14 protein-coding genes, 1 tRNA gene and 3 pseudogenes are annotated in these 12940 nt (G+C 57.9%); 16 read left to right on the plus strand and 2 right to left on the minus strand.

The window, feature by feature from the left end; all coding sequences use genetic code 11:
- The first annotated feature begins 19 nt into the window (after positions 1-19).
- The 4 genes from ACNQ62_RS15995 to ACNQ62_RS16010 all read left to right on the plus strand — a co-directional run bounded on the left by ACNQ62_RS15995 (position 20) and on the right by ACNQ62_RS16010 (position 1982).
- Entirely contained in the window at positions 20-598 is a 579-nt protein-coding gene (locus ACNQ62_RS15995; RefSeq protein WP_418095262.1) for a Maf family protein, read from the plus strand.
- Positions 595-1617 carry a ribonuclease E/G gene (locus tag ACNQ62_RS16000; RefSeq protein ID WP_005851740.1) on the plus strand — a complete coding sequence of 341 codons (1023 nt, stop codon included), beginning with the start codon at positions 595-597 and terminating at the stop codon, positions 1615-1617. Before ACNQ62_RS15995 ends, ACNQ62_RS16000 begins: the two co-directional genes overlap by 4 nt.
- Positions 1614-1805, plus strand: a complete 192-nt coding sequence (locus tag ACNQ62_RS16005; RefSeq protein WP_184583106.1) for a DNA gyrase inhibitor YacG — start codon at positions 1614-1616, stop codon at positions 1803-1805. Before ACNQ62_RS16000 ends, ACNQ62_RS16005 begins: the two co-directional genes overlap by 4 nt.
- 102 nt (positions 1806-1907) lie before the next feature.
- Positions 1908-1982: transfer RNA gene (locus ACNQ62_RS16010), tRNA-Phe, on the plus strand.
- 464 nt (positions 1983-2446) lie between these two features.
- On the opposite strand, the pseudogene ACNQ62_RS16015 reads toward ACNQ62_RS16010, so the two are convergent.
- A pseudogene (locus tag ACNQ62_RS16015) lies at positions 2447-2733 on the minus strand (IS5/IS1182 family transposase); the annotation flags it as partial.
- 119 nt (positions 2734-2852) lie between these two features.
- Between ACNQ62_RS16015 and ACNQ62_RS16020 the strand changes: the two are divergent.
- Positions 2853-3104 carry an aldo/keto reductase gene (locus ACNQ62_RS16020; RefSeq protein ID WP_064216802.1) on the plus strand — a complete coding sequence of 84 codons (252 nt, stop codon included), beginning with the start codon at positions 2853-2855 and terminating at the stop codon, positions 3102-3104.
- A 121-nt stretch (positions 3105-3225) separates the two neighbouring features.
- Here ACNQ62_RS16020 and ACNQ62_RS16025 read toward each other — a convergent pair whose 3' ends face one another.
- Entirely contained in the window at positions 3226-3846 is a 621-nt protein-coding gene (locus ACNQ62_RS16025; protein ID WP_418095263.1) for a TetR/AcrR family transcriptional regulator, read from the minus strand.
- A 32-nt stretch (positions 3847-3878) separates the two neighbouring features.
- On the opposite strand from ACNQ62_RS16025, the gene ACNQ62_RS16030 reads away from it, so the two are divergent.
- The 11 genes and pseudogenes from ACNQ62_RS16030 to ACNQ62_RS16080 form a co-directional block, all read left to right on the plus strand.
- Positions 3879-4697 carry an alpha/beta hydrolase gene (locus ACNQ62_RS16030; protein WP_418095264.1) on the plus strand — a complete coding sequence of 273 codons (819 nt, stop codon included), beginning with the start codon at positions 3879-3881 and terminating at the stop codon, positions 4695-4697.
- Positions 4698-4801: 104 nt separating this feature from the next.
- On the plus strand, positions 4802-5785 hold the full coding sequence (locus tag ACNQ62_RS16035; protein WP_418095265.1) for an SDR family NAD(P)-dependent oxidoreductase: 984 nt from the start codon (positions 4802-4804) through the stop codon (positions 5783-5785).
- Positions 5782-6453: a hypothetical protein gene (locus ACNQ62_RS16040; protein WP_418095266.1), complete on the plus strand. Its 672-nt coding sequence runs from the start codon at positions 5782-5784 to the stop codon at positions 6451-6453. Before ACNQ62_RS16035 ends, ACNQ62_RS16040 begins: the two co-directional genes overlap by 4 nt.
- Before the next feature lie 35 nt (positions 6454-6488).
- Positions 6489-6890: a nuclear transport factor 2 family protein gene (locus tag ACNQ62_RS16045; RefSeq protein ID WP_168593097.1), complete on the plus strand. Its 402-nt coding sequence runs from the start codon at positions 6489-6491 to the stop codon at positions 6888-6890.
- A gap of 179 nt (positions 6891-7069) precedes the next feature.
- Positions 7070-7915, plus strand: a complete 846-nt coding sequence (locus tag ACNQ62_RS16050) for an SDR family oxidoreductase (protein WP_418095267.1) — start codon at positions 7070-7072, stop codon at positions 7913-7915.
- 97 nt (positions 7916-8012) lie between these two features.
- On the plus strand, positions 8013-9065 hold the full coding sequence (locus tag ACNQ62_RS16055) for an alpha/beta hydrolase (protein WP_418095268.1): 1053 nt from the start codon (positions 8013-8015) through the stop codon (positions 9063-9065).
- A 263-nt stretch (positions 9066-9328) separates the two neighbouring features.
- Positions 9329-9658 (plus strand): annotated as a pseudogene (locus ACNQ62_RS16060) (integrase); the annotation flags it as partial.
- A 258-nt stretch (positions 9659-9916) separates the two neighbouring features.
- A complete protein-coding gene (locus ACNQ62_RS16065) occupies positions 9917-10777 on the plus strand; it encodes a hypothetical protein (protein WP_418095269.1) in 861 nt (286 codons plus the stop codon).
- A gap of 180 nt (positions 10778-10957) precedes the next feature.
- Positions 10958-11209 carry a helix-turn-helix domain-containing protein gene (locus tag ACNQ62_RS16070; protein WP_418095270.1) on the plus strand — a complete coding sequence of 84 codons (252 nt, stop codon included), beginning with the start codon at positions 10958-10960 and terminating at the stop codon, positions 11207-11209.
- A gap of 1 nt (position 11210) precedes the next feature.
- Entirely contained in the window at positions 11211-12512 is a 1302-nt protein-coding gene (locus tag ACNQ62_RS16075; protein ID WP_418095271.1) for a type II toxin-antitoxin system HipA family toxin, read from the plus strand.
- A gap of 98 nt (positions 12513-12610) precedes the next feature.
- Positions 12611-12940, plus strand: a pseudogene (locus ACNQ62_RS16080) (IS3 family transposase); the annotation flags it as partial.

Raw genomic sequence — 12940 nt, forward strand, 5'->3', positions numbered from 1 at the left:
CAGCGATCTAGGATCGCATATGAGTTTTATCCTCGGATCAGGAAGTCCGCGCCGCAAGGAATTGCTGGCGCAAATCGGCGTTGTGCCTGACGATATCCGCGCGCCCGATATCGACGAAACCCCCCATACCGCCGAGCTGCCGCGCCCCTATTGTGCGCGTATGGCCCGTGAAAAAGCCGCCGCGGTGCAGGCGGGGGCCGCTGATATCGTGCTATGTGCCGATACCACCGTTGCGGTGGGGCGACGAATCCTGGGCAAGCCCGCGGATGAAGCAGAGACGATCCATTTCCTGCGCCTCATGTCGGGGCGTCGCCACAAGGTTATCACGGCCGTCGCGGTCAAGCGCGGCGACAAGCTGTGGCAGCGCGATGTGGTCAGCACCGTCCGCATGAAACGACTGTCGGACACCGAGATCTCGGCCTATCTGGCAACCGGCGACTGGCAGGGCAAAGCCGGCGGCTATGGTATTCAGGGGCCGGCTGGTGCCCTTATCCCGTGGATCAGCGGATCATTCACCGGCATTGTCGGCCTGCCACTGGCCGAAACCGCAAACCTGCTGCGTGCTGCAGGATATGTTTTCGCAGGAGAGACCTCATGAAGGGCCGTACGATCGTTCTGGACCATTTTGGCGACATCGAAGCCGCCGCGCTGATCGTGGACGGCAAGCTGGATGACCTTCTGATCGACAGCGACGGCCCGCGCCCCGGCACGATCTACCGCGCCATCGCGGATCGTCCGGTCAAGGGGCAGGGGGGAATGTTTTTGAAAACGCCCGACGGCTCTGCGTTTCTGCGCCAGATCAAGGGGCTCGCACCGGGGCAACCCATTCTCGTGCAGGTGTCCGGCTATGCTGAACCCGGCAAGGCCGTTCCCGTCACCCAGAAGCTGCTGTTCAAAAGCCGCTATGCTATCGTGACGCCAGGCGCACCCGGCACCAATATCTCGCGTAGTATCCGCGACGAGGAAGAACGGGACCGGCTGCTCGAAATCGCGCATGAAGCGTCCGACGGGGCCGCACATGGCCTGATTCTCCGGTCCTCTTGCGCCGGCGCGGATGCCGATGACATCGCCGATGATATCGACGCGATGCTGGCGCTGGCGGACAAGGTATTGGACGACCCATCCACCGACATGGAGGTCCTGTCCGAAGGCGATGGTCCGCATATTCTGGCCTGGCGCGACTGGGTCGAGCCCGCCGACGTCGTAACCGACCCCGGTGGTTTTGAAACCCATGGCGTGTTGGACACTGTCGACAGCCTCTCGCAGCCGCGCGTCGCGCTTGACGGCGGTGCCTTTATGTTTGTGGAACCTACCCGTGCGTTGGTGGCCGTTGATGTGAACACCGGTGCGGACGTGTCCCTTGCTGCCGGGATCAAAGCGAATATGGCCTGTGCCCGCGCCTTGCCCCGTGCCCTGCGTCTGCGCGGGTTGGGCGGGCAGATCACGCTTGACCTTGCGCCCATGCCCAAAAAAGATCGCCGCCCGTTCGAGACCGCGTTGCGCCAGGCCTTCCGCGCCGACGACGTGGAAACGACGCTGGTCGGCTGGACCCCGCTGGGCCACTACGAACTGCAACGCAAACGCGCCCGTATGCCTTTGGCCGAGGTGTTGAAGTGACCTGCCCGATCTGCGACCGTGAAACCTCTCCCAAGTATCGCCCCTTCTGTTCCGGGCGCTGCGCTGACGTGGATCTGGCCAAGTGGCTGAACGGCAGCTACGCGACCCCCAGCCGCGACCCCGAGGATATCGAGGCCGCAATCGAAGCCACCGAGGCCGCTTTGCACACCCCCGACAAGCCGCATTAGAATTTTCCGAAAAAACCTTTGCCAAACATGGCAAAACCCTCTGGACACCCCCGCCGCAAACTCCTAGAACCCGCACACCCGACCACTACGGTGGTCTCCGGTGCCCGGGTAGCTCAGGGGTAGAGCAGTGGATTGAAAATCCTCGTGTCGGTGGTTCGATTCCGCCCCTGGGCACCATTTATCCCAAGCGGATATATGCAATTTCCCTTAAAAATATAAGCATAGAAGGGTTTTCGGTGTGGGTGGTCTCAGAATTGCTACAGCATTTGCTACGGAAATTGCTACAGTGAATGAGTTCTTCAGCTTTGAACCTTTCAGTGTAGCCTGCAGAATAAAGATAACATTTCTCTTGGATGTTTTATTCATCTGGGAAGGGCCATGGACCCAACTCCGTGGCTCGCAATAGCCATAGGACATTCCATGTGGTCCAAGGCTTGCAATAAAAGGAGTTGATCGCTTGCCGAGTAGACCCATCCAACGGCGCACTTGGCCATCTCCAATTTTGCGCGAAGCAGTTGGGGGCTTGCTCTCCTTTGTCCTAAGTTAAGTATCCTGTTTCAACAGCTTCGGGGCCAGCTATGCCGAGGGCGGTTCAGAGTGGCGATGCAGAGTTGGGTTTCTGTGACCTACGGGGCAGAGCTCCTCGCAATGTGTCTTTCTTTCAGCAGCTTCACACAGTGCGTCTTTGTTTCGGGGCGGCTTCGGCGATGGTATCCGCTTCATCGCCGCCAGATGGTAACAACCAGATATCTTGAGGCATTTGCGGCCTCGTTCCGAATGATTGCGCCTGCGCTCGAGGGTTTCTACGGTTTGGCGTTCTTGCGAGAGGTACGACGGTTCGAGCTCCGCGTGTAGCAACCGCGTCGTAATGTTTTCGGGTGCCATATGCGCCGTAAGTCGTGGCGCTGACGATGTCCTGACCGGGTGGGGCAACCGATACCCGAGCACCACGACTGACCACCTTTTCGACAGACACAACGGGAAGATCAATCCTGTATCCCGTCCTGTTGATTGTCACTGAGAACTGACCCGCCGGGTCAGTTCTCAGTGACAATCAACACCTCGGTCGCACAGGTGTCGCTGGCTTGGCTGCTGCACAAGCCGGGTGTCACCAGCGTCATCGTGGGGGCACGCAAGGAAGAACAGCTGGTCGACAACCTTGGAGTTGCGGACATTGCGTTGAGCGACGACGAGGTCAAGGCACTGGATGAAGTGAGCGCCCTGAAACCCGAATACCCCGCGTATTTCCCGCCGATGCAACGCGGCGAGGGCCTCTTCTCGCGGTTCCAGAACGACTGACGGGACGGGCCAAAGTCCATGAAAGCTGAATGCCCGCACCACTACAGGATGCGGGCATTCGCTTACACCCCAATGTCTCGGGAAAGATTTGTCCCGTGACGCATAATTTCGTGATTGTTTGCTACCGTGACGTATCAGTTGCGATTGCCACCAGACAGAGTTTCTTGAGAGTGTTGAGTTGCCCGATCAGATGGTCTCTGTCACGTGCTTCGCTGCTGGCTGCCTTGGCCGACTGTTGAACAAAATCTGACAGATCAGCCGAGGACAGCCCCGAACCCGCCAGTACCGTTTCGTAAGGGGACAGGATCCTTTCGATCACGCTCCGGAATTTCTCCGCCGAGGCCTCCAATTCCCTCTGACCGATTGCGTTGAACCCTTCGATGATGTCTTGGGCATTCGGTGTGGCTTGAACCAAGTCGAAGCCAGCGACGGACATCCTGTTGAAGATAATGTCGAGTTGGTCGCCAAGAGCCTGGACACCATCCAGTCCGGCCTCGATCTCGTCGATCGCCATATCTGTGTGGTAGCGGATCAGAGCCCTCAGAACGTCATCCTTGTTCTTGTAGGCATTGTAGAGCGTCTGGCGCGCCACCCCGGCCTCTTCAGCCAGGTCGCCCATGCTGGTGCGCTTGACGCCATAACGCGAGAACAGGCGCACCGCAGCGTCGAGGATATACTTATCTCTGTCGGTCATGCTGCGCATATTGACATTTGGACGAATAATGTCAATATAGACAATCATACGAAAAATGCCCATTCGACAGGGGGCACGACATGCGACAGAACGTGAGTTTCAAAAGCCATGGAGAGGTCATTCGGGGACATCTCTACCTCCCCGAAAATTTCGACGCCGGTCAGAAATACCCCACGATCGCCGTTGCTGGCCCGATGGCGACCGTCAAGGAGCAATCACAGGGCGTCTTCGCCAAGGCGCTGGCCGAACGGGGTCTGATCGCGCTCGCCTTCGATCACCGGACCTTCGGGGAAAGCGGCGGGCAGCCGCGTCAATACGAAGACCCGAATTCCAAGACCGAGGACATCCAGAACGCGATTTGCTTCCTATGCGCTCATGAAAACGTGGGGAGCGTGGGTGCATTGGGGATCTGCGCGGGCGCGTCCTACACTGCCGACGCCCTGCAAGGCGACCGGCGGGTCAAGGCCTTTGGCACAGTCAGCGGTCATTTCAGCCTGCGTGAGGCGTTGGTCTCGAACCCGCTTGCGACCGACGAACAGAAGCGTGTCATGTATGACAGGTCCAACACGGCGCGGCAGCGCTATTTCGAGACAGGTGAGGCCGAGCCGGATGACATGCTCATCCCTGACATGACCGAAGTGCCCCCAGCCGGGGCCGATCCGTTCCTGGCCGAGCAGTATGATTACTACTTTTGCCGGGTGGCCGCCGAATGGCCAAACTACAGCAACCACATGGTGCCGTTTTCGTATCAGCAACTCGCGCGCTCGCACGGGCTGGACTACGCCGGTCAGATCACCTGTCCGTATCTGGGCATCGTGGGTGAACAGGCCTTCACCAAACCGTTCACCGAACGCTTTATCGCAGCCAAAACGCAAGGCGGCCGAGATGGTGGTCCTTGAAGGCGGCAGCCATCTGCGCACCTACGACACGCCAGACCTCGTGGTGCAGGGCGCCGACGCGCTGAGCGCATTCTTCAAGAAAAACCTCGGAAATTGAGACTGACATGCCCCTGATCAGCGACCGCACCCGCATCACGATCAACCTGTTCCTGCCGCAGCGCCGGACGCCCGATCCACGCCACGCAATTCCCCAAGCCGACCGTGATCTGACGGGCAAGACCATCGTTATGACCGGCGGCACAGACGGTATAGGTCGCGTAGCCGCCGGGATGCTATGTGACATGGGGGCCAATCTTGTCCTTCTGGGGCGCAAGCAGGCCGTAGGTGATCGCGTGATACGGGAACTGGCGGCGCGTGGCGGCGCGGGAACAGCCAGTTTTCAGGTCTGCGATCTGGCCTCGATGGACAGCGTCAAAGCCTGTGCCGAACGGATACTCGCCGCGCATGATCGGATCGACGTTCTGATCAATGGCGCAGGGGTCAACGCAACCAGGCCGACCTTCACCGAGGATGGGTTCGAGATGAATTGGGCGATAAACTATCTGGCGCCGATCCTGTTGACCCGTTTGCTGACCGACCGGATCACTGCTTCGGCTCCTGCGCGTATCGTCTATCTGGTAACCAATCTGGCCTTTCTCGACCGGATCAACATGGACGAGATCGCCGCCAAGCCAGACTTCGCCACGAGCGAGGCTTATGTGGAATCCAAACTTTCGGGGTCGATGTTCATGATCGATCTGGCGCAAGAGCTTGAGAGCAAGGGCGTCACCGTGAATTACCTGCATCCCGGCAATATCCGGTCCAACCTGCTGCGACACCTGACCGGAGCCAAACGGATCATGGGATACGTCATACGTGTCGCAGCCTCACCCACCGAGGTGGGGGCCGACAGGATTGTGCGCCTTGCGGCCTGTTCCGAATTTGACGGCATCACCGGGGCCTATCTTGTCGAAGACACTATCCGCCCGGCGCATCCCGAAGCGCAGAATGCGTCGCAGAGGAAGCAGCTCTCTCGGATCACAGAACGAGCCCTGAAAAACTGGCTCCCGGCAGATGAGCCTGCGTCCGGAGAAGCGGTGCTGCCATGAAAAAGCGCGTCCTGATCTTTGGTGCCACTGGCACAGTGGGTGCCGGAGCCCTTCTCGAATGTCTGGACCATCCGGAAATCGGCGAGGTCCTCTGCATTGTCAGACGCCCGACAGGAAGATCGCACCCGAAGCTGCGAGAGATCATTCATCGTGATTTCCTGGACTTCGCGACGATTGCCAGTGACATGCACGACATCGACGGATGCTTCTGGGCGGTCGGAACACCCAGTTCCGGCGCTGATGAGCAAGCCTATATCCGGGTGGAGCATGATTACGTCGCCGCCGCTGCCCGAGCCTTGCACAAGCAAAGTCCGCAATGCTGCTTCGTCTTCGGGTCCGGCGCAGGTGCCGACGAAACCGAGACCTCTCGGCAGCTTTGGGCCCGTGTCAAAGGGCGGGCCGAAAACGCCGTTCTGGGTTTGGGCTTCAAGCAGGCGCTGATCTTTCGGCCGGGTACGATCGCGCCCCGGCGGGGCATCAAACACAACGTTCCAGTGTACGGCCTGGCGGCCTGGCTGGCCCCGCTAATGCGCCCGTTCGGGATGGCAACATCAACGGAAGAAATAGGACGCGCGTTCATCGCTGCGGTTCTGGGAAAGGGTCCAGAACAGCCTGCAAGAATCCGCCTCGGCTCAGCCGAAATCAACACCCTGGCCAAACTGGCCTGAAAAGACGCGATCAAGGATCACAAAGGAGAAACACTATGGATACCCAAGAAAACAAGGCCCTTGCGAATAAGGTCGTCCAAGCAATCGGCGCTGGCGACTGGACGTTCGTCGAAGAAGCCTTTGCTGAGGATGCAAAGGTCTGGGTGGCGGGATCAATGCCGATCTCTGGAGATCACGGCAAGGCGTTCGTTCTGGCCTCGGGAGGGCGAACCAAGGCGTTCTTTCCGGAGGGCATGAGTCTTACGCCCAAGGCACTGACAGCGGAAGGTGAGCGTGTTGCGGTTGAGGCCGTGTCATTGGGCAAGCATGTCAGCGGCAAGATCTATAACAACCATTTCCATATCCTGATGGTGATCCGGGACGGCAAGGTCCAGGAATGGAAGGAATACATGGATACAATGCACGCCAACGACGTTTTCTTTGGCGGGCCAGATTGATCCGGCCCTTCCAGGGACCAAGCACTGGGCAGGCTTTCCTCCCAAAGGCGCGGGCTCATGAGGGCCGGATGGGCACCATGCCCGGCTCCGCAGCCCGTCCGCAAAAACAGATCCCGAACACGAGAACCTCCTCAGTTGACATCCATTGGCACCGAATGCCTGAAACTTGGGATAACAAGATGAACAGCAAAACAGTCCTCATCACCGGATGCAGCTCCGGCTTTGGCAAGCAGTCCGCGAAGCTGTTTCAATCCAAAGGCTGGAATGTCGTTGCAACGATGCGCTCTCCCGAGAAGGAGGCCGATCTGGGTGAGTTGGAAAACACGCTTCTGTGCCGGCTCGATGTGACCGATCCGCAGAGCATCAGGGAGGTCGTCGACAAGAGCCTTGATGCCTTCGGACGGATTGACGTTCTGGTCAACAACGCAGGGATATCCGGTGTTGGGGTTTTCGAGCAATGGGATGAGGACTCGATCCACGACCTGTTTGACACCAATGTGTTTGGCCTGATGCGCGTGACGAAAGCGGTCCTTCCCGTCATGCGGCGGCAGCGCGAGGGGACGATAATTAACATCTCGTCGCTCGCGGCCTTGATCGCTTTTCCGTTTGCTTCCGTATACAGCTCCGCGAAATTCGCCGTAGAGGGCCTGACCGAGGCTCTGGCGCTTGAATACGCGCCGTTCAACATCTCTGTGAAGGCCATTGCGCCCGGGTCATATGAGACGAGCCTCTATACGTCGATGGACGAAGGGATACTGGCAAACGGTGACGACCAGATAAGGGCGTATTCGGCCAAACTCGCTACGAAAATGAACGATAACGTGACCCAGATGGCCCAACAGGGTGGTGAGCCATCTGACCCGCGTGAGGTGGCCGAAAAAGTCTATGAATGCGCGACCGAAGATACGCCCACCCACAATGTTTGCGGCCGTGATGCGGAATCGTTTCTGCAGATGAAGAAGTCGCTGTCAGAACAGGAGATGTCCCAGTTCATCTCAGACCAGGTGGTGCCAAAAGACGTGTAGCAGCGCCGAGACGCGCCAACCAACGGGTGGCGTGCATCAACACTAAAAACTTTGGTCGCCAGAATTGAATTATCTCCCTTAAAGAATGGAACACCCCATGCCCCTCATTCCTACCCGTCGAGCGTTCCTGGCAGCAGGTATTGCCAGTACTGCAGCACTTGCATTGAAGCCCGGAAGCGCGCGAGCGCAGATTTCTACTCCGGCAGCGGACCCTGAGGACAGCACACTTCATCTGGTCGACCCGCAATATCGCGAGATGGCGCAGGCGATGCCCGCCATGCTTTTTACGCCGGACATCCTGCCGGATATCAGGGCGGCGCAAGATGCCACTACGGTTCCGGGGTCGGAGAATCCGGTATTCGAGAGCTTTGAGCTGCCTGACAGCCCCGCCAGCTTTTTCCTCTATCGGCCCGACACTCCGCGCGCCACGCCAACGCCCGCAATCGTCTATATCCATGGCGGCGGCTATATCCTGGGCAGCGCGGTCAGCTATCATGCCTATTGCTATGATCTTGCGCAGAAATCTGGCGCCGTTGTGGCCAGTGTCGAATATCGGCTCGCCCCGGAAACGCCGTTCCCCGGGCCGGTCGAAGACTGTTATGACGTCCTTTCTTATGTGTTCCGGACTGCGGCACGACTTGGCATCGACCCTGACCGAATCAGCATCATGGGTGCCAGCGCAGGCGGTGGTCTGACGGCGGCATTGGCGCTTCTGGCGCGCGACCGCGGACAGATCCCGGTGAAGGCGCAATTCCCAATCTATCCGATGCTGGACTATCGCACCGGTACCCAAGCCGCACCCGTAGACAACCCGACCACCGGGGAATTCGTCTGGGGCCGGGCCGCAAACCGTTTCGGCTGGACTTCTCTGCGCGGCGACTATGGGCTGGATGATGACCGGGTCGGGCATTTCTCACCCAGCCACGCCGCCACGCTGGAGGGATTGCCACCATGTTTCATGGTCGTGGGCGCGCTGGACCTGTTCATGGAAGAAAACGCGGCCTATGCACTCCGCCTCAGCCGTGATGGCGTCCCGGTCGATTTCACCATCTATCCTGGTGCGATCCACGGGTTCGACATCGTTCCTGGTACAGAGTTGACGCAGCGGTTCGATGCCAACCTGAAGCAGGCTTTTGACCGGCTGTTGTGACCAAAAGAACATCGCTTCAATGAAACAAGCCCGACGGACAAAAGCCAACCTGAACGAGTGGGTAACACCGGGGGTCGCGAAGTCGAATGGTTAAGCCGATACCTCAAAGCGACATCCAGAAAAACGGTCATACATGCGTCGCGCAGCATCGGTCCCTTCGGGCTCCAAGCCGCCATTAGCTGCATTTGCGCATCATGTGATATGCTGCGCCGTCAACGTCCGGTTGTCGCTGTGGGAGGGTATGGCGGATCGGAGGATCCATCATGCAGACACCAAACTTACCGGCCATTCGCGCGCTTCGGCCCGCTTGGAACAAAGGACGTATCGTCGGTCAAAAACTCCCACTAAAGCCCAAACATGTCTGGGCGATCCGGGTGCGCCTCGAATTGGCGGAGAACCATCGCGACCTTGCTTTGTTCAATTTGGCTTTCGACAGTAAATTGCGCGGCTGTGATCTCGTCCAGATGAAAGTCGTGGATGTAATGGCTTCAGGGCAGATCAAAGCTCGCGCATCCGTTCTGCAAAGCAAAACCCAAAAACCGGTTTGGTTTGAAATTTCAGAGGGCATACGGGCATCGGTCGCGAAGTGGATTTGCAATCCAGAAAGAGATAAAGCAAAAACAACGGTTTAGGGGTGCAAAATGCCCCCTGACAAAAAGTGAACAAAAAGCGAAAGTTTCAAAGCCAAATTCGCCGGTTCAAAACGAAAAAGGCCCCGTCACAGCGGCAACTGTGAACCGGGGCCAAATAGAAAAAGCCTGTCAGCTTTCGAAGCACATTAGCATGGGCCAGTGCTGCACCGCAAATGCGCAGTCGGCTTTTTTGTGGTCTCTGAGCGGCGAGGTGGTCCAATGAGTTGGCGCATCGCAAACGAATGCGCAGAGCGTCGCTTTGGCAGTGCCGCGCGCAAACAGATCATCATGTTCCTGGCCGACAAGGCGAGCGATGACGGCTCGGGCATCTGGTGTTCCAAGGGGACGATCCAGCGCCACACAGAGCTCAGCGAGAGCACGGTGAAGCGCACCATCATCGACTTCCTTCGAGAAGGCATTCTGATCGAGACAGGGCGGCGACAATGCAAGAATGGCTACACCGTCATTTACCGCATCGTTCTGGAGTGCGTGGCCGCGCTCGAACCCACGGCCGAGCCCGACATTGAGACGGGTGTCACTGTGAACCCCGTCCAGCCTGAACCCGGTACGGGGTCCACGGTGAACGGGGTACGGGGTTCACGGTGGACCCCAAACCATCCTAAAACCATCCATAAACCACCTACGCGCAGGCACGAGGCGGCGGAGGTTGAAGATCTTGAGGCTGAGAAGATCTTAGCGGCCTATCCTGAGGACAGGATCCGAGACCGGGGAACCAGTCTGTGCCTGATCGCAGCCGCCCTGAAAGCCGGGGTAAAGCCTGATGATCTAAAGCAGGCGGTCAAAGCCTATGCCAAGGAAAGCGTGGGCTACACGCGCAGCAAGGTTTGTTTCTCGGACAACTGGTTCAAGATGCGCCGATGGGAGAAGGGGCTTACCCAAATACAGGCCGACCGCGAGAAGGCGCGAGAGGCCGAAGCCAAAGGCCGTGCGAGCCTTGCCGAGTGGATCCACGAGCGCCATCCCCTGTGTCGTCACATCACCAACCGGCAGGTCGAGGATCTGATTTTGTCAAAGCTGGTGACGCCTGAGCAGGTGCGCGCTGCGGGGCTGGAGGCGTGAGAGTTGTGACGCAATCTGAGATATGTCTTTCGTTATCTCAGAAACCGCATCGTTTCTTGAGATAAGGCTCATGATGGAGTTGCATGATATGGCGCTCGGATCATATTGCGGACTTATGGTTTGGAGGTCATATTGACAATTTATGATCCGGAGGTCATATGGGGTGGCAGGAGAACCACCATGAAGCACCTCGTTCGAACATCAAAAAACTTGGGTCACGCAATTCGCCAGGTTCGGAAGGCCAAGAACCTCACCCAGAAGGAGCTCGCCTCGATGAGCGGTGTCTGGCAAGAGACGATCTCAAAGATCGAGAACGGCAGCGGTGGCACCAAGCTGGAAACGCTATTTGATTTGATCGCGGCCTTGGACCTCGAAATCACGGTGACCGAGCGCAGCAAAGGCACATCAGACGGGCTTGAGGACATTTTCTGACATGGGTCGCAAGCGCAGCTACACACCGCTGAACGTTTTCCTGAATTCGCGGCTCGTGGGTCAATTGGTGCGTGAGCCATCAGGCGGCGTCAGTTTCGCCTATGCACGAGACTGGCACGACTGGGAGCACCGGATGCCGGTGTCGTTATCGTTGCCATTGCAGGAGAATCGCTACAGCGGCGCGCCTGTGATGGCAGTCTTTGACAACCTCTTGCCCGACAGTGACCTCATCAGGCGAAGGGTCGCAGAACGCGTCGGGGCCGAAGGCGTCGATGCCTTTAGCTTGCTGTCACAAATTGGGCGGGACTGCATCGGCGCGCTTCAGTTTCTGCCCGACGGGCAAGAGCCACAGCCAATCTCCGAGCTGACTGGAGAAGTTGTGAATGAGGCTCAGATTGGGGCAATTCTGAGCGACCTCGATCTCGCGCCACTGGGTATTCGCCGCGAGAATGACTTCCGCATTTCTGTCGCGGGCGCGCAGGAAAAAACGGCGCTGCTTCGTAAAGATGGCCAGTGGATTGAGCCAACCGGCACGACGCCAACCACGCACATCATCAAGCCGCAAATCGGCAGACTGCCCAACGGCATGGATCTGTCCGACAGCGTTGAGAATGAATACTTGTGCCTCAAGCTGATGGAAGCGTTTGGGCTTCGGGCGACGAATGTCGAAATGGCGCAGTTTGGCGAAAAGAAAGCCTTAGTTGTTGAACGTTTTGATCGGCGCTGGACATCGGATGGCCGCTTGATCCGTCTGCCGCAAGAGGATTGCTGCCAAGCATTATCCGTTGTGCCCACCCAGAAGTACCAGAACGAGGGCGGCCCAGGGATCTCAGATATTATGGATCTTTTGTTGGGAAGTGATGACCCCAACAAAGACCGGTACGACTTTTTCAAAGCGAACGTCTTGTTCTGGTTGCTGGGCGCGACAGACGGGCATGGTAAGAACTTCAGCGTCAGCCTCTTACCCGGCGGCCGCTTCCGCATGACACCGCTATACGACGTTCTGACGGTGCAGCCGACTGTCAATGCGCGACAAATCGAGCGAAAGTACTTCAAACTGGCCATGAATTTCGGCAACTCGAACCACTATAAGGTGGCGAATATCGTGGGCCGCCACATCGTGGAGACCGGAATTCAGTCTGGCTTATCCCGCGCTGTCGTGCAGGGCCTGTTCGATGAGCTGCAGGAGACTTCGTCCGCGATCGTTGAGGCCACGTTCAACCAGCTTCCAGAGGGTTTCCCTGAGTCGTTGCTTGCTTCGATTGACGGCGCGCTGAAGGCAAGGTTGCAGCTGTTGATTTGAAGCTGGTCACGCTTGTCTGAGGCGAATAGGCGTCTTTTCCGGATAAAACGATCTCAGGTTAGGTCGCCGTAGCCATCGGCGGTTCCTCAAAGGAGTGGATGGCTATTGCATTCAGGGAACCGCCGAAGGGCTGCATCAATCATACGGATCGCCGGGCGCAATATTGTTCACACGACTACCAGAAGATTTTGCGACAGTATGGCTTCAAAATGACCATGAGCGGAAAAGAAAATTGCTATGACAATTCGGCAGTAGAGACCTTCTTCAACTCCATCAAGGAGGAACTGATCTGGTGGCGGTCATGGGAAACGCGCAGACAGGCCGAGAAGACGATCTTCGAATAAATCAATGGCTTCTACAATCCGCGTCTCCGCCACTCAGCACTAGGTTGGAAAAGCCCTGTCGCCTTCGAAAGGAAAGTGGCCTAA

This window comes from Sulfitobacter sp. SBS6 (assembly GCF_048285585.1).
Lineage (GTDB): Bacteria > Pseudomonadota > Alphaproteobacteria > Rhodobacterales > Rhodobacteraceae > Sulfitobacter > Sulfitobacter pontiacus.